Genomic DNA, 16,658 nt, shown 5'->3' with positions numbered 1-16,658 from the left:
TCCATTGCAGGCAGCGCATCCGCAAGGAGAGACACGCGTCGTTACGCTCGCGTTAAACGGACGTACGCGTCGAGCTGAATGTGAACCGCGCGAACTCCTGTCAGACTTTCTCCGGAACGAGCTGGGCGCGACGGGTACCCACGTAGGGTGTGAGCACGGAGTCTGCGGCGCCTGCACGGTCCATATCGACGGCGTTGCGGGAAGGTCCTGCCTGATGCTCGCGGTTCAGGCCGATGGGCGTCGGATAGACACAGTCGAGGGTCTCGCGAACGGCAACACGCTGAGCGACCTGCAACTGGCATTCCGTCGGCGCCATGCGCTTCAATGCGGATTCTGTACGGCCGGCATTCTCATGTCGTGTGAAGACTATTTGCAGCGCGAACCCAATCCGACAGAAGACGATGTGCGCGAAATGCTATCAGGGCACATTTGCCGATGTACGGGATACACCCCAATCGTGCAGGCCGTGCTTGACGTAGCTGCTTTGCGGCGCAATGAACGTGTCGTGGAAGAGGTGAATCATGCTTGATTTGGGGCGTACATTCCTGCAGGCCGTCGAGCGCAGTCCGAATGCGCTGGCGCTCGTCGACGGCGATGTCCAATTGACTTATGCGGGGTGGCACACGCGAATCAGAGAATTCATAAGTATCCTGAGTAGGCTCGAGCTCAATCGAGGCGATCGATTGATTGCCGTTCTTCAGAACCGATGGGAAATGGCGACCCTACACTGGGCGTGTCAGATGGCTGGTGTCGTAATGGTCCCCATCAACTGGCGAACCAAGCCCGAAGAGCTTGATTACTATGTGACCGATGCGGGTGCAAAGGTCATGGTGTACGAGCCGATAGCTAGCGACGCTGTGTCAAAAAGTGAGGCGGCTCAACGCACAATCAGAATCGGCCTGGATGGAGTCGAGGGTGCGTCGTACGGCCTCGACGATCTTCTTGCGGATGTCCATGACAGGGTCGGTAAAGGACCATTGACCCCGCTGGCCAGTCCTGAAGATCATTCGGTGATGCTCTATACGTCTGGAACCACGGGTATGGGAAAGGGCGTCCCACGCCGGCATCGGCAGGAACGAGCTGCGGCACTGGCTCACGTTGCCCAGAATCTCTATGAGCGGGGGGAGCGCACGCTCGGGGTCATGCCTCTCTACCACACGATGGGTGTCCGATCGCTTATCGCGATGGCGATGGTCGATGGTCTTTTTGTTTGCGTTCGCCGCTGGAATGCAGCGTACGCGGCGGCCTCGATCGACCGCTTCAGGCTTACCTGCCTCTATCTCGTCCCGACGCTGTATCACGATCTCCTCGCGGCGCCTGAATTCCTGGAAACCGATATCGGTTCGGTCACCAAGCTAGGGTTTGCGGGAGCCCCGATGAACGACGGACTGCTCAAACGGTGTTCGGCCGCCTTCAGGCCGAAGCTGTTTGTCAATCACTATGGTTCGTCGGAGGTGTACACGGTCGCCGTGGACCAGAACGCTACTAAAAAACCTGGAAGCGCCGGGCGAGCAGGATTCAACACTCGACTGCGCGTCGTGAGGCTCGATGCAATGGGTCCGGACGACATCGCACGAGCGGGAGAAGAAGGAGAGATCGTCGTCGAACTGGCCAGCGACGAAGCTTTTGAAGGTTACTGGAATCGTCCCGATGCCAACGCGAAGTCGTTGCGGAACGGCTGGTACTTCACGGGCGATACCGGCTATCTCGACCCCGACGGGGATCTTTTTGTCACCGGCCGCGTTGATGACATGATCATCAGCGGAGGCGAGAACATATCGCCGGTGGATATCGAATCGCTCCTGTCGCTGCATCCGGCGGTGGACGAGGTGGCTGTCGTTGGACTGAAGGATGAGCGTTGGGGGCAAAAGGTCGTGGCATTTATCAAGCGATCCACTCATATCGACGGGGACGCTCTCGATGCCTTTTGCCGCGATTCCGATCTGGTGAATTTCAAACGTCCACGCGAATACGTCTTCGTGGAGGAGATCCCGAAATCTCCCGTAGGAAAGATTCTGCGCCGCAAGTTATCCGGGGGGGATTACGTCCCGACCGAGGCGGTTGTGTCGGACGTCAGCAAGCGGTAGCCGCCCACATGAAATTCACGCTCTAAATATATACCTTATAAATAGTATTACTAAATATATAACATTGGATGGAGATAGAAATGGGAGAGGCTCTTCGTAGTGGTCAAATAGCAGGCACGGTCGGTGGGAAACAGGTCTTCGCCGCCGTCATGGCGTCCTGTCTTGGTTGGGCATTGGACCTGTTCGATCTCTTCGTCGTGTTGTTTGTAGCTCCAGTCGTGGGACGACTATTTTTCCCATCTACGAATTCCATGCTTTCGCTCGCGGCCGTATATGCATCATTCGCAGTGACGCTGTTGATGCGGCCGCTTGGATCGGCGATCTTCGGCTCGTTTGCAGACCAGCACGGTCGAAAGCAGGCGATGATTGTGTCAGTTGTTGGCGTCGGTGTCTCGACAGCGGCGTTCGGCTTGTTGCCAACCGTCGTACAGGTAGGGTTTCTCGCGCCCGTCCTATTTCTTCTGTTGCGTCTGGTGCAGGGCGTATTTGTGGGTGGTGTTGTCGCCTCGACGCACACAATCGGCACTGAAACTGTCAGCCTCAAGTATCGTGGCGCGGTTTCTGGATTTGTCGGCGGCGGAGGCGCAGGCTTGGGCGCGTTGCTTGCATCCCTCGTATATCTAGCGACCTCGGCAGCATTTCCAGGGGCGCTGTTCGACGTATGGGGATGGCGCTGCATGTTCTTTGCCGGAATCTTAAGTTCAGTACTCGGAGTATTCGTCTTTAATAGTCTCGAGGAATCGCCGGTCTGGGCTGCACTTGCGAGGGAAAAGCGAAAGGAGTTGGCGTCAGTTCAGGATGTCGCCGAGAAGCCTGTTGAATCACCGCTACGCGTGTTGTTCTCAAGAAAATACCGGTCAATCCTTTTTGTGAACCTGCTGCTAACTATCGGGGGAGGGAGCGGATACTATCTGACCTCCGGGTATCTTCCCACTTTCCTGAAAGTGATCAACCACACACCTAACAGCGTCGCTGGGCTTGTGCTCCTCGTGTCTAGTGCGGCAGTTGTGTTGGCCTCGACGGCGGCCGGCCACCTAAGCACCTTGATCGGACGAAAACGCAGTTTCATCTGGCTTGGGGTAGGCCGGCTCGTCTGTTTTCCCGTATTTTACCTTGCCATGGCCGGTACGGATAACATCTGGATGATTGGGCTCTATGCGGTCTTGCTAAGCTCGATTGGGAGCGCAAGCTATGCTCCGATTCTTATTTTTCTGAATGAACGCTTCCCGACTGCGATACGCGCATCTGGTACTGGGCTTTCATGGAATATCGGATTCGCAATTGGCGGAATTATGCCTACAGTGGTTTCGGTGCTGGCCCGTACACCACAGGAGCTTCCATTGATCCTCGCCGGAGCGCTAGTCTCAGTAAGTGTTTTGTTTTTGATTGGGGCTCTTGTCGTTCCGGAGACCATGGGGCGGCTGGACAAGGATTTGAACTAAGCTAGCGAGCGTTCGGGATTGCAGCCGATATCCCCCGTATGTCGGCTGCTCGGCTGATATTTGCCCAGCGCAGCCCGAGCGACGTTGATCTAGCCGGCGAGCTGGGTTCTGCGAGCAGCATAGAGCCATGAGTAACGCCCATTCAGCTTGCAAAAGTCGAGCGAAGTATCGGGGCTCCAATCCGGGCTGCGTTGCGAGGCTTCGAGCCGTGAACATATTGGACCAGTCCGTTTCCAGGTTTCGATCAAGGCGGTTGACTGGAGCCGGATCATGAAAGGCATGGCTCTAGCGCTGCTCAACTGTTACTTCCTTTTCTACGCTTTTGCTTCGCCAAACAAACAGACATCTTCTTTCAGAAGATCAGCATTCGTTCACTACGCAGCCGTCGGTTTTGCGGCCCAACCGAACCGGCACTACGAATGTTTCTTTCTATTTGATCAATAGCATTATTCTAAATCGAAGATGCTATTTTTGATCTTGTTGCGCCGTCACTCACCCTTCCGACTCTAGGGACGAGGCCAAACGCTTGATGCCACGGTGATCCATGCGAAGACTCTGACTCCCAGCGCGTCTGCGGCTGCCTGCATTTTTCGCGATTGCCTGCAGTGCAGAAATCTGGAGCATGGGTATAATCGTTACATGGATGTTGGCAGTATGCGTAGTCATATTGCGAGCAATGTCGCCATCTCCGGTCATGGGCTGTTGTGAGGACCGGAAATAACGGGAGCGCCGTTTTACAAAGGTTACGGTTCCCCCGAAATCTTCGTAGGAGGTCACAGATGTCCAAAGTTACGATGTACTGCACGCAGGTTTGCCCATATTGTCAGCAAGCGCAGCGCCTGTTGAAACTTCGAGGTGTTGATGAGGTTGAAAAAATCTTTGTGGACAAAGACCCTGCTCGAAAAGCCGAGATGATGGAGAGAACTGGCCGTAGAACGGTTCCTCAAATTTACATCGGCACAACACATGTGGGTGGGTTTGATGAACTGTCGCGGCTTGACCGGACCGGCGGCTTGATGCCTTTGCTAGAAGCGGTTCCGCACTGACGTGATTCGTTGACACATCGTTCGCCTCAAAACATACGTCTACTGGATAGTGGAGTTGTCCTACCTGGTAGGGTGTGACGATATTTCGCCAAGGCCAGATCAGTGCCGCAACGCCCCGGGCAGTCGATCGAAGGCGTCATGGATCTGACGTGCCCGCTTCGCATCGTCGCCATGAAGATAGGTCGACGTCGTGGAAATGGAGGCATGCCGCAAATTGTCGCGCACAACGACCAGGTCTACGCCCCGATCCAGCGCGTGCGACGCATGCGTATGCCGCATCCAGTGCGGGCTGGCACGCCGAATTTTGGCGGCCAGCGCGGACCTGTCGGTTTGGAGCAGGCTGGCGACGTCCGAAAAAGCCGATGCGTGATTTGCCGCCGTCGGGTCGGGGTAATCGGACTCTCACCTGTCGTGGCCAGATTGGGAATCAACAGGGTGTGGGGCGTCCATCGCGCTTGCGTGACGGGGAGCCCACGCTCAACCAGGGACCGTTCGAGCGCGTCGGTGGCGACCGGAGGCAAGGCCACTTTCCCTTCCTGCGCTCCCTTTCCCGTTACCCGGAGCCACGCTTCGCCGCGGGGCGCGCACGTGATGTCCCCGAGGGTTGCGGTCATCAGTTCGTGTGCCCTCAGCCCGGTCGCATAACTGAAATCCAGCAGGAAGCGCAGCCGCTGCGCGGCAGGTGCGCTCCAGCTGCGCGACGGCTCGAGATCGTTCGCAATGGCGCGTATGAGCAGCCACTCGTCTTCCGTCAGTGAGCGGGTGGTATCGAATGGCGTCGCTTGGGGGGCGCCGCGGACCTTCACTCCGACGAACGGATTGGCCAGCACATAGCACTGCTCGATGAGCCAGCGGGAAGAGTGCGCGGAGGACCGACAGGGCGTACGCAACCGAACGTGCGGACAGCCCATGCGCAAACGGGCGCCATCCGGCCGACCGGCGGGAGTGAGGCGGTCCGCACCAGCGTCCGCGGGGCGCCGGTCGCAGCAGGAACGCACGGTAGGCGATTGCATCGTCAGTCGTGAGCGACGACAGCGTGCCGCTCGATGATGGCCCACAGGGCCAGCCGCTCAGCTTCCTTGCGATACGCGCGGTGCGTGTCGGCGGACTCATGCAGGGCCAGCCACGACTGGACCGCCTCGCAATCGTTACGGGCTCCGAGCAGGCAGGCTGTTGTCACCGACTCCGTTTTGATCCGGGCGCCGAGATTCATGTGAACCTGCGCGATTCCCATCTCATCTTCGAATGGACCGCCTTGTGCGCTTGCAGACCGGCTCATCGATGCGTCGGCAACTGGTTCATTTTGACGTCGGCGGCAACAATACGAAGAACGGCAACAAGTATCTGGCCTGGGCGTTTGTCGAGGCGGCCAACTTTGCCATTCGTTCGTGCCCGGAAGCCAGGCGGTTTTACGATCGCAAGAAACGCGCACGCAACGGGATTGTCGCGATCAAGGCGCTGGCGCACAAACTCGCGCGCGCCTGCTTTCACATACTTCGGGAGCACAAGCCATTTGAGGTAACGCGCTGCTTCGGTTGAAAGGTGGTGCAAGGGGAGCGAGCCCAGTATTGCGACTGGTGAAGAGCCATGGTTCTGATTGGGTCTTCCCTTTGCGCCACCGCCTGTTTGCAGATGCGGGGTCGCCCGGGCGATAAGCCACCATTGACTGGCGTTGCGCAGGCAACAGCCATGGTTCTGCGAAACCCATTGGCTTTGTCATGCTGACGGGCCTTGAATGCGCGACGTGGTCGACGAACCAGAACGAGAATCCGGTGGTAGCGAAAGTTTTCCACCGGTTGCATTGTCCGCATTGATGTGATGCTGCTCTGCGTGCGCAGGTACGTAGCGTATCCACTGAGCCTGCCTCATCTCGAAATGGCCCAGCGCGGGATTGCGGTCAATCATAAGACGATTCAACGTCGAACACCTCCGTCATCAGGTGGCACATCGTTTCCTTCGACAACGTGATGCCGTGGCATTCGTGCCGCTTCTCGCAGGCCAGCGTCGGGCCGAAATCCGCGTACCGCCCACGGATGATCGTGAGGGCCCGCACAGCGACGACTTCATCCAGTTTCCGGTTGCCCGGCCGGTCGCGTCGGCCCGAGCACAATCCGGCGGCGCCCGATGCCCGATAACGGATCACCAACCGCTCGACCTGCCGTACGCTCAGCCCAACAGCCTTTCGCTTTACGTGTGTTACGGCGCACCTCAATAACGCAGCACCCCGCGGATCGGACGACCACCCAAACCCTAGCCCGAGACTCCGCGCCATCAATTTGATATAAATTAAAATCGTAAGTGATCCGAATCAAGAAGATGAGCTCGCCAAATGGATGGCGGCGCTACCTGCCGTTCACAGTAGAGCCGTTGAAGGGTGCCACGTTTCCGGAAACAGCGTAAGGGTGTCGGGTCTGCCTGGTACTTGGTTGAAAAAAGCGTCTCGTACGACGCTACGTCAAATGATAGACCGAGGGCGCCTTCGCCCGACGCGTTTCGACGCAGTCGTTCCCGTGATAACGCCGGTTATCGTCGCGACCGTCGGATTCGCTTTCAAACATGTCACACCGAGAGCGCGAGAACCGTTGGCTATCAGCTTGTGTGGCAATCGGAGATGGTCGCACGAGTATCTGGCGGCGGAGGCGGGTCTTGATCGATAGCTCTTGGCCCTGTCGAACGTGGTGTCCGCAGCACCTCGCTCGATAATATCGAGAAGCTTGCTATCGCGTTAAGTGTCGGAGTCGCGGATTTTTTTGAGTCTCCGTCACGGCTTCAAGGTAAGCCGCCTCCCGTCCTTTCCCTTGCTTGACCAGCGTTTTCCCTGACTCAGGCGATCTACGTATTTCTGAAGATCTTCTCCCCAAGCGTAACCGCTATTTCGGCCTAAATCGCGCACCAGCTTTACGACTTTTACGCGGACGCAATTTTCCAACAACGGGATCAGAACATCGATGCGCAGGTTACGCAACGTGTCCGCCAGATTTACCGCTTCGTCCAGTGATTGTCCTTTTCTACCCCTCTTCCCAATATCGCTCGTAAGTTCTAGCAGGGCAAGTTCTGGGACCGAAACCAACACGCGTGCGCTTTTGAATGGCAACGGTCGTAGCCATTGAGTCACCGGATATTGATCGTCAAACAACTGCGTTGTCTGAAATGTGTAGGGCATGTGCTGCTCAATCCAGGCGGGAAAGCGATAGGCTTTCGATCCCCACAGCGTGATCTTGGGTCTGAAGGCAACGTTGTGCCGGGCTCCCTGCCAGTCAAGTGCCGTTTTGCCTCCAATGTGGAGTCCGGGAATCCGCCTGCTCAGGTAGGTGATGATTCCTTCTACAGAAGCAATATCACCAGCGACTAGATAAGCTCCTTTCGACAAACGTTGGAGCCACCCCGCGCTAACAAGGTAGGTGGTTTGGGCCGGGCTTATCTCAAAGCTCCGCAACATCGCTGGGTCAAGTGGTTGTCCGCGCGGTGCGTTTTTTATCAGGCGCTGGATTTTTCGATCACTCAAGGCTACCTCAGGGGCGTAGTTTAAATGACAAAAGTCGGTTTTTAATTGAAATTACCGCAATTAAATTACGCCGAAACTGCCATCGCGGTCAATGGTCTCCAAGGGCAGCTATCCGGTGCGAACGAATTGTTTGACCGGGCTGGCGCTGCACAGTTACGTGTCCACGATGGCAGATTCCGGGCGCGACACAAGTGCGGCCGGTCTGGCGGTCGTTACGCAATCGGGCCGGGCATCGCAATTGGGTGGCGCAGATCGAATACGGACAGAAAAGCATACTTGGCGTAAGGGGGGCGCGAAGCCGATTGCATCTGCCTGCTCGTCGATTATCCACCGAGGCGGTGAAAGCGTTGGCACGAATGTTTGGTTCAGTCTCGGAATCGCCCGACAGGCCTAGGCTCGACCGACTATCGCTTTTAGAACGAACGAAGCCGCGCGCCGCACAAGGGGCCCGACCGTTATGCGAGCAATTATTTGAATTCGGAGGCTCTAGCAAAAACAGGCACTTAGCGAGGGCTGTCTCGACCGAGTATATTTTTTTCGATCACTTGCCAGCTCTTCCGTGATCGCCAGGAACCGAGCGACGTCGCGAGGCTCGTGGCAATGCAACGGCGAAATTCGCACCGCTCCTTCCAGGTTAAATGACCTGAGCATACGTCCCGAATAGGGACTGGTCCCGATGCGCTCATACACAGTCACGCCGCGTTTTTCGTATTCGCGCACGGCAGCCGTGGGATCGAGACCGTCGAAGCCGATGCCCACGATAAGATCGCGCTCCGTCAGATCCGCGTGGTCCCAGAACACCTTCACGCCGTCGATTGCTCTGAGCCCGCGCTGCCCCTCCGCGCCATCGAGAAGCATCGAGAGCAACGCACGCTCGTGGCTCTCGATGCGCTGCATGCCTTGTACGAAGAGTTCTCGCCGATCGCTAGAGTCGCTGACCTGCTCGCCGATCCACGCGACGTAGTCGACAATCGCGCTCACTACCGCAAACTGCGCTGGGGCGGGACTGCCGAGTTCCCATACGCCGTTCTCTTTTGCTTCGAGCCGATGATGCGGCAACTCTGCCATCCGCTTTGACAACCACGCGATGCCTGAACCTCTGCAACCGAAGAACTTGTACGGTGCGAAGTTGATGCCGTCGACCGGCGTTTTCTGAAGGTCGATCACCGCGTGCGGCGCATGCTGGACGGCATCGACGATGATGAACAAGTCGGGGTTCTTCGCGCGAACGCCTTCGACGATCGAAGCAATGTCGAATTTCGCACCTGAGATGTTCGAGGCATACATCACACTCAGCAGCGCGGTATCGGCGTCGATCAGCGAAACGATTGCATCGACATCGACACCGCCGGTTACAGGATTGCTCGGTGCAACACGCAACTGCTTGCCTGTGCGCTCGCAGTAGAGCTTCATGGCATCGAACGAGGATGGGTGTTCGAGAATCGTTGTGACTGCGTTCGTACCGGGCGTGTTTTCCATGACTGCGCGCACCATCTCGAACATGGCGGCGGACGCGGTTAGCGACAGATAAACGCTACCGCCTCGCGCGTTGAGAATATGGCGAATATCCGATTCTCCACGCGTCTGAATGTCCTGGAGGTACCGCGCGCGTTCATGGATGCGCTCGGGGCAATCGGGCAGCGCATCGATGCTGGTGAACGCTTCGGAAGCGGCCTTGAGCCGAAACGATCCGCCTGCGTTGTCGAAGAAAAGACGCTCGCATCCGTCCATGTCCTGATTGACCCAATGAAAACGCGCTTTGATCTCTTCCATGAAGGATGAGGAAAAGAACTGCCCTTGGTTGCTGCTCATGTGACCTGCTCCTTGCGTGTTGTTCGAAACTCAAGCGTCCAGCGACGCCAGATAGGCTTTGCCTTTCTCCGCGTCGTACTGTCCTTCCCACCTGGCGATGACGAGTGGCGCGAGCGCATTGCCGACCACGTTCAACGCGGTACGTCCCATGTCCATGATGCGATCCACACCGGCGATGAACGCAAGTCCTTCAAGGGGGAGGCCGGCGCTGGCGAGCGTAGTCAGGAGGATGACGAACATGAAGCCAGGGACACCCGCCGCCCCCTTCGAGGTGACTACCATGGTCAAAACCAGCACGAATTGCTCTTGCAAACCCAGGTGCACACCGTAGAGTTGAGCGACGAACAGCGTACCGATTCCCAGATAGATGGATGCACCGTCGAGATTGAACGTGTATCCCGTGGGCACCACGAAGGTGGTAATGCTTTTGGGTACGCCGAAGTCTTCCATTTTCTGCATCAACTGCGGCAGTACGGTCGCCGAACTGCAAGTCGAGAACGCGATAATCAACTCGTCCTTGATAACCTTGAGCAGCGTGAAGAGGTTGAAGCCGAAGATGCGCGCCGTGACGCCCAGCACGAAGACCACGAACAGGATGATCGCGAGATAGGTGACGGCCACCAGTTTGATTAGCGGCAGCAGCGAGCCGAAGCCGAAGCTCGCGACCGTCACCGCAATCAGCGCACACACGCCGATCGGCGCATAACGCATCACCATGGCGGTGACCTTGAACATCGTGTCGCCGATGCCTTTGAAGGTGGCGAGTACGGGTTTTCTATATTCCTCCGGCACCGACTGCAAACCAAGGCCGAACAGAACGGAGAAGAAGATCACGGGCAGCAGGTCCCCGCGTCCCATCGACGTAATGATGTTGTCGGGAATGATGTTGAGCAGCAGCGCCATGAAGCCGTGATGTCCCTGCGTTTGCTGCGAGGTCTGCTGAAATCGTGCGATGTCGGTATGACCGAGCTGGGACATATCGGTGCCGGTGCCGGGCTGCAAGACATTGCCGAGCACAAGGCCGAGCACGATGGCAATCGTCGTGACGACTTCGAAATAGATCAAGGTCTTGAGACCGATCCGCCCGAGCGAACGACCGTCGCCAACGCCGGCGATCCCGACGACCATGCTCGTGAACACGATCGGCACGACGACCATTTTGATAAGACGAATAAAGATGTCTCCGGCGGGCTGCAAAAGACCCGTGACGACAGATTCGCGTTGCTGCGGAAAATGATTCAACACAACGCCCACCACAATGCCGACGATGAGCCCAATCAGAATCTGCCAGGCAAGCCCAACACGCGGCTTGCGTGCCGTGTGCTCGGCGGGAGCTGTTTCAATAGTGGAATCCATGCGTCCTCCAGAAGCGAACCGACGATGTGGACGGGGCGCCTTCTAGCGAGCGCGGCCTCGATCGAGCGCGGTTGGAAGCTCGATGACCACACCTTAAGTAGTCAAAAGAAGCAAAAAAAGCGATTTTTTTCTATGAGAAACTATCGCTTAAATTCATGGTTCGAGCACGACATGCTGACTTTCAAACAGATGGAAGCGCTTTACTGGATCGTTCAACTCGGCTCGTTCGAAGCCGCTGCGGTCCGTCTTAACACGACGCAGTCTGCCGTCTCCAAACGCGTTCAGGAACTTGAACGTGCGTTTGGTCTGGCGATCTTCGACCGCACGTATCGCTCCGCGCGTCTCACGGAGAAAGGCGCGGAGTTGCTCGATCATGCGAAGGAGTTGCTGGAGCGTCGTGACCAGGTCGTCGATCGTATGAGTTCGAAAGAATCGCTGGTGCGGCAGATCCGCATTGGTGTAACGGAACTCACGGCGCTCACCTGGCTTCCGCGTCTGATCGCGGCGATTCAGCACGAGTATCCGAAGGTTCAGGTCGAAGCGGAGGTCGACCTGAACGCAACCTTGCGCGAACGGCTCGGCGCGGCCACGGTCGACGTGATCATCGTGCCGCAAACGAATGAGGCGGAGCCGTATGCGACCACACCCGTCGGTCAGGTCGACAATGCATGGATGTGCGCGGCGAGTCTCGCGCCGAAGAAGACCGCGATACCGCTCTCGGAGATTGGAAAATTCCCGCTGATCCTGCAAGGCGGGTTGTCCGGCACGGGCTACGTCTACAGCCGCTTCCTGCAAGAGCAGGGCGTCGCGTTGCAGAAGGTGCTGGCAAGCAATAGCCTGGTCGCACAGATTGGCCTGACGCTTTCTGGGCTCGGCGTCAGCTATTTGCCCAAGGCGTGCCTGTCGCGCATGCTTGAACGACGCGCACTCGTTGAGGTGCGCACGCGGCCCGCGCTGCCACCCATCAAGTACATCGCGATGCATCGAGGTGACCAGGTACAGTCGCTAAGCTCAGCCGTGGCGAGATTGGCCGCGCAAACGTGCGATTTCAATTCCAACCTTTTCGATCAGGCGGAACATGGGGCGTCAGGCTAGATGGCGCGAGGGTTCGCTGTCTTTTGCGGGCATGCCTCACTGCACCACACAATCCACTCCACCCGCCGCACCGCCGGCCGTACTACCCGCCGCCGGGGCATTCTTGCTGATCGACAACGGCATCGTAACCGGTATGCCTTGTGACGGCGGCAGCACCACAGGCGGCGTCGTCGCGCTCGCCACATAGCCGAACTGGCCGACCTGAAAGACCTGCTGGCCGCCCGAATTGGCGACCATCACGGCGCCTTGCGACACGTCGACATAAAGACCATTCTGCGGCGTAGCCCCGTTCGGTGTCGGTACGCCGCCGCAATCGTTCTGACAAAACATGGCGCCGAAGTTGGTGCCGCGTACAGCGATAGCGCCCGTCGGTGTGTCGAAGCTCACCGCATCATGGTTGCGCTTGCCGATCAGCCCGGTGACCGAGCGCAGTCCGCCGCTAATCAGTTGGATCGCTACACGGTCGTTCTCCGGGCGATCCACGTCGTACACATAACTTTTGACGGCCACCTGCGAAGACGGCCGCAACGCCATCTCGCCGTTATCGACAAACTTGACCCGGGTGTACGTGTTCGCCTCGGTGACCAGTGTGTCGCCCTGCGCGATCGACGACTTGATCGCGAGCAGCGCGGTGCTGCCGTCGGCGTGTTTCACTGTCAGCACGCCGGACAGATGGGTCACTGTCCCCACCGCCTGCGCGTAGGCCACGCTGCTGCCGCCCAGCGTAGCCAGCAGAAACAGGCATTGCCGCGAGAGCCGGAACATCGTAGGGCCATGCCGATGGATTTGCTTGATGGTCTGTTTCATGGCCGGGATGTCAGTTGCAATACATTTTGGTGGCGGCTTTGCTGGTGCTTTGGCTCGAACCTGTCGTCGTGTCGGACCCGCCGAACGTGCCCGGGTCCCCACCCACCGTCATGGTTTCGGCGGCGGACGTACTGCTGGCGCTAGTCGGCTGTGTAGTCGGTACGACCGTCGCGCCGACGTTCTGTGTCGACGTCACAGCTTGAACGACAGCATTCGATGTTGGCGTGACCGCTTGCGTAACGGCGGATGCCACCGTTTGCGAGGACGCAGAAGTGGGGGGCGTGGCAGGCGACGCTGGGTTCACGGGCGCGACAGGCGTCACGACAGGCGGCGTCACAACCGGCGGCGTTACGACGGGCGGAGTCACAACCGCCACCGGCACGACCGTGCCACTGGCGTCCGAGATACTGACGCCAGGCGCATACGTCACGCGGCCATTGACGACCGTGAAGGTGGCCAACCCAGGCGCCGATGTCGCCACGTTCGCATTGACCGCGATGTTGTTGCCGGCGGACGAATTGATGTTCATCCCCGCGGAGGTGAGCACGCCGTCGAGGGTGAGATTGTCGGTCGGCGCGTTGGTGTTGGCGACGGACAGAACGATGCCGCCGGTCGCATTGACACCGCCTACGCCGACGATCATCGCCCCCGTGTTGTTGACGCTGACATTGCCCCCGGCATTCGTGACGCGGCTGACGTTCACCGCGCTGGCGTCCGACGTGTTGAGGTTATCGACGATCGCGATATCGCCGGCACCGGTATTGCTGGCGGAAATACCGGCGATCTGATTGCCTGCAAGCGTCAGCGTCGTGCCGTTGGCGGACGACGTGCTCAACTGTTGCGTGACGTGCAGCGGAGAGGTTTGTTGCGCTACCACGCCGCTTGCTGCGTTCAATGTCAGGTTGCGCGCGGTGATGTCGCCGACCACCAGGTCGCCGGTACTCTGCGTCACAGACATATCGCCGCTGGTCGAGATCGAGCCGCCGTTTTGCGCAAAGCTGCCGGTCACGTTGAGTTGCGAACCGCTGCCGCTGCCGACGACGCTCCCGCCGTTGGTCAACGACAGCGCACCCAGATTCACGATGCCGGTATAACCCAGCACGCCGCCGCCGGCAGCCACGCTGCCATTGCCGCGGATGTTGGTCACGTTCAGCGTACCGCCGGACAGGTACAGATTCGAACCGGTGTTGAATGTGATGCTGTTGACGGTATCGACGCCGTCGTAGGTGCCATGCGCCAGCCGTCCGCCAGCCGCCACGATGACGTTGTCAATGGCGGTCGGGAAGTAACCGGTGGACCAGAAAAACGTGTTGCCCCACAGACTCTCGGCGGCGCCCGTATAAGTGATGGTCTCCGATCCCGCCATCGCCAGCGACAAACCCGGCCCGGCGCTGTTGTAAACCGGTTTGATCATTTCCAGCGCGCCGCTGCTGTCGATCACGTTACCGAGGACATGACGAAATACACCGGGCGCGGTACTACTCACAGGACCTGAAATAACGGCAAAGGTCGTCCCCAACGTCGGGACATAGCCACCCAGCAGATTGGTTTGCAGCGTCCCGCCCAGCGAGAGGGACGTCGCGGAATAGTTGAGCGTGTCGTAGCTGCTGGCACTGGCGACGTCGATCAGCAGCGTGCCGCTCGAACTCTGACTATAGCCGCCGGTAATAGACAGCGAACCGATCGTGCCGTCGCCGCCGGGCGAGACGGTGCCGTTGTTGAGCAGGACGCCCGTGCCGGACGCCACCGAAATCGTGCCGTTGCCGGAGAGTTGTCCGCCGGTGTCGTTGGTGAACGTGCCGAAACCCAGGGTTGCGCTGCTCAGCGCGAGATTGCCGGTATTGACGAGTGTCTCGCCGTTCAGGGCACTGCCCGAGGTGATCGACAGGCTGCCCTGATTGTTGACGTTGCCGATCGATCCCGTCACGTTGGCGAACGTGGCCGTTCCGGTGTTGACGAACGAGCCGGCGCTCAGGGCGGCGTTATTCAGCGATAACGTACCGCCGCTGCCCACCACCAGATTGCCGTTGCCGACATTGCCGCTGCCGTCGCTCACGGTCAGCGCCCCGCCGTTGAGGCCCAACGTGGCATTGCTGACCGTCACGGTGTGGGTGCCGCTTTCAATGCCGTTGACGTTGGTGTTGAGGTTCAGGCCGAGCGTGTTCGACGTGCTGGTGATATTGGCGTTGATGTTGATGTTGCCGTCGGCGTTCAGCGTCAGGGACGCCGCAGAGCCGCTGGTTTTGTTGATGGCGGCGCTCACCGTGATGTCGCCGCCGACCGCTGTGCCGTCGGCGCCCGCGGCGAGGACGACGTTGGCGCCGCTGTTGAGCATGCTCGCCACCGTGCTCGCCTGGATGGTGGAGCCCGAACCCACAGAGGTGATCGCGCTACCTGTGGTGGTCACATTGTTGTCGCTCCCCGCCACCACGTCGAGAGAAAACGGATCGATGTACCACTCGCCACCCGTGCCGACCGTCGGTAGCTTCACGACGTCGAGCGACTGCTTGCCCGAGGTCTCGACGTAGCCCCCTTGTCCCGCATGGCCGACTGCGGAGATCATGCCATCGAGATACGCAATCTTGTCCGAATACAGCGTGACGTTGCCGCCCTGGGTCGCGCTGTCCGCGGTAATGCTGGAGCTTGCCGTCGTGGTCAGGTTTTGCGAGGCGCGCAGGAAGATCCGGCCACCCTGACTCACCACGCTGCTGGCGTTGAGGGTGCCGCTATTGTTGATCAGGCCGGCCGCCGCGCCGATCGTCCCCGCTTCCGCCGCGATGTTGCCGAGGTTCGTGACGTTGCCGCTGGTGCCGGTCACGTTGACCGTCACACCCGGCGTACCGGTGTCGACCAGTTGCACGGTCTGTCCGGCGGCCAGCAGCACCTCGCCGTTCGAACTGGTGATCGTGCCGCTGTTCTTGACGTCGGCGCCGACCAGATAGACGCTGCCGCCGCTGGCCGTCTTGATGACGCCTTGATTCTCGACACCGCCCGCCACGCTGCCGGCATTGAACGTCAGCCGTCCCGCCAGAAAATTGCTATCGCTGATGTTGAGCGTGCTGGCAATGAACCGAGATACGTCGACCACGCCGGACGGGCCGACCAGGATGCCGTTCTGATTGATCAGCGCGACCATGCCGTTGGACCTGAGCAGGCCGTAGATCTGCGAAGGATCCGAACCGGTCACTCTCGCGAGGAACGACGAGGTCACTCCTGGCTGGTTGATGTTGACCACTGCGTTAGCGCCGATGCTGAACGTACCGAAGCTCGCAATCGCCGACCCGCTGCTCTGGTTGATGTTGAGCGTGTTGCCCGCTTGCGTGATCGAGGCGGTGCCGTAGGTCACGGTGCCGCCGGTCGGCAACGCATTGGCTGCGGGCGCTGCCGCCATCGATGGGATATTCCACGTCACGAGAATGGCGGCGAGCGCTAGCGCTGTCAGCGAGGGAACGCGTGCTTCAATACCCGATGAGGCGTCGGCAGCCGGTCTGTTCAATTGAGTTCGACT

The 16,658-nt window shown here is 59.0% G+C and carries 10 protein-coding genes and 4 pseudogenes; 7 read left to right on the top strand and 7 right to left on the bottom strand.

The window, feature by feature from the left end; translation table 11 throughout:
• Nucleotides 1–4 precede the first annotated feature (4 nt).
• The 4 genes from GGD40_RS27000 (at nt 5) to grxC (ending at nt 4,575) form a co-directional block, all read left to right on the top strand.
• Entirely contained in the window at nt 5–529 is a 525-nt protein-coding gene (locus GGD40_RS27000; protein WP_179747067.1) for a (2Fe-2S)-binding protein, read from the top strand.
• Nucleotides 522–2,087 carry an AMP-binding protein gene (locus tag GGD40_RS26995; protein ID WP_179745706.1) on the top strand — a complete coding sequence of 522 codons (1,566 nt, stop codon included), beginning with the start codon at nt 522–524 and terminating at the stop codon, nt 2,085–2,087. The genes GGD40_RS27000 and GGD40_RS26995 overlap by 8 nt, the downstream gene beginning before the upstream one ends.
• 80 nt (nt 2,088–2,167) lie before the next feature.
• Nucleotides 2,168–3,529 (top strand): MFS transporter, encoded by a 1,362-nt coding sequence (locus GGD40_RS26990; RefSeq protein WP_179745705.1) that lies wholly within the window; start codon nt 2,168–2,170, stop codon nt 3,527–3,529.
• Between the two features lie 779 nt (nt 3,530–4,308).
• Complete coding sequence (grxC, locus tag GGD40_RS26985; RefSeq protein WP_179745704.1) at nt 4,309–4,575, top strand: glutaredoxin 3; 267 nt, start codon at nt 4,309–4,311, stop codon at nt 4,573–4,575.
• Between the two features lie 99 nt (nt 4,576–4,674).
• Here grxC and GGD40_RS26980 read toward each other — a convergent pair.
• Nucleotides 4,675–5,746 (bottom strand): annotated as a pseudogene (locus GGD40_RS26980) (tyrosine-type recombinase/integrase); the annotation flags it as partial.
• Between the two features lie 140 nt (nt 5,747–5,886).
• Between GGD40_RS26980 and GGD40_RS26975 the strand changes: the two are divergent.
• Nucleotides 5,887–6,114 (top strand): annotated as a pseudogene (locus GGD40_RS26975) (IS110 family transposase); the annotation flags it as partial.
• A 179-nt stretch (nt 6,115–6,293) separates the two neighbouring features.
• Nucleotides 6,294–6,495 (top strand): annotated as a pseudogene (locus GGD40_RS37045) (hypothetical protein); the annotation flags it as partial.
• 7 nt (nt 6,496–6,502) lie between these two features.
• Here the strand turns inward: GGD40_RS37045 and GGD40_RS26970 are convergent.
• The 4 genes and pseudogenes from GGD40_RS26970 to gltP form a co-directional block, all read right to left on the bottom strand.
• Nucleotides 6,503–6,751 (bottom strand): annotated as a pseudogene (locus GGD40_RS26970) (ISNCY family transposase); the annotation flags it as partial.
• A gap of 585 nt (nt 6,752–7,336) precedes the next feature.
• Complete coding sequence (locus GGD40_RS26965; protein WP_179745702.1) at nt 7,337–8,080, bottom strand: type IV toxin-antitoxin system AbiEi family antitoxin domain-containing protein; 744 nt, start codon at nt 8,078–8,080, stop codon at nt 7,337–7,339.
• Nucleotides 8,081–8,566: 486 nt separating this feature from the next.
• On the bottom strand, nt 8,567–9,892 hold the full coding sequence (locus tag GGD40_RS26960) for an aminotransferase class V-fold PLP-dependent enzyme (RefSeq protein WP_179745701.1): 1,326 nt from the start codon (nt 9,890–9,892) through the stop codon (nt 8,567–8,569).
• A gap of 30 nt (nt 9,893–9,922) precedes the next feature.
• A complete protein-coding gene (gene gltP / locus GGD40_RS26955) occupies nt 9,923–11,248 on the bottom strand; it encodes a glutamate/aspartate:proton symporter GltP (RefSeq protein ID WP_179745700.1) in 1,326 nt (441 codons plus the stop codon).
• Between the two features lie 171 nt (nt 11,249–11,419).
• Here gltP and GGD40_RS26950 point away from each other — a divergent pair, with 171 nt between their 5' ends.
• Complete coding sequence (locus GGD40_RS26950; RefSeq protein WP_179745699.1) at nt 11,420–12,343, top strand: LysR family transcriptional regulator; 924 nt, start codon at nt 11,420–11,422, stop codon at nt 12,341–12,343.
• A 36-nt stretch (nt 12,344–12,379) separates the two neighbouring features.
• Here GGD40_RS26950 and GGD40_RS26945 read toward each other — a convergent pair whose 3' ends face one another.
• Nucleotides 12,380–13,150, bottom strand: coding sequence for a FecR family protein (locus GGD40_RS26945; protein ID WP_179745698.1), 771 nt, complete (start codon nt 13,148–13,150; stop codon nt 12,380–12,382).
• 10 nt (nt 13,151–13,160) lie between these two features.
• Nucleotides 13,161–16,646, bottom strand: coding sequence for a beta strand repeat-containing protein (locus tag GGD40_RS26940; protein WP_179745697.1), 3,486 nt, complete (start codon nt 16,644–16,646; stop codon nt 13,161–13,163).
• Between the last annotated feature and the right edge of the window lie 12 nt (nt 16,647–16,658).

Origin of the sequence: Paraburkholderia bryophila, from assembly GCF_013409255.1 — a bacterium.
Classification (GTDB): domain Bacteria; phylum Pseudomonadota; class Gammaproteobacteria; order Burkholderiales; family Burkholderiaceae; genus Paraburkholderia.
The sequence above is the reverse complement of the archived record's forward strand: the minus strand, read 5'-3'. Positions and strand labels throughout refer to the sequence as shown.

What these genes read in the sequence shown, in the direction of transcription:
- grxC (WP_179745704.1), top strand. Translation starts at nt 4,309, where the DNA reads ATGTCCAAAGTTACGATGTACTGCACGCAGGTTTGCCCATATTGTCAG.
- GGD40_RS26990 (WP_179745705.1), top strand. Translation starts at nt 2,168, where the DNA reads ATGGGAGAGGCTCTTCGTAGTGGTCAAATAGCAGGCACGGTCGGTGGG.
- GGD40_RS26995 (WP_179745706.1), top strand. Translation starts at nt 522, where the DNA reads ATGCTTGATTTGGGGCGTACATTCCTGCAGGCCGTCGAGCGCAGTCCG.
- gltP (WP_179745700.1), bottom strand. Translation starts at nt 11,248, where the DNA reads ATGGATTCCACTATTGAAACAGCTCCCGCCGAGCACACGGCACGCAAG.
- GGD40_RS26960 (WP_179745701.1), bottom strand. Translation starts at nt 9,892, where the DNA reads ATGAGCAGCAACCAAGGGCAGTTCTTTTCCTCATCCTTCATGGAAGAG.
- GGD40_RS26950 (WP_179745699.1), top strand. Translation starts at nt 11,420, where the DNA reads ATGCTGACTTTCAAACAGATGGAAGCGCTTTACTGGATCGTTCAACTC.
- GGD40_RS26945 (WP_179745698.1), bottom strand. Translation starts at nt 13,150, where the DNA reads ATGAAACAGACCATCAAGCAAATCCATCGGCATGGCCCTACGATGTTC.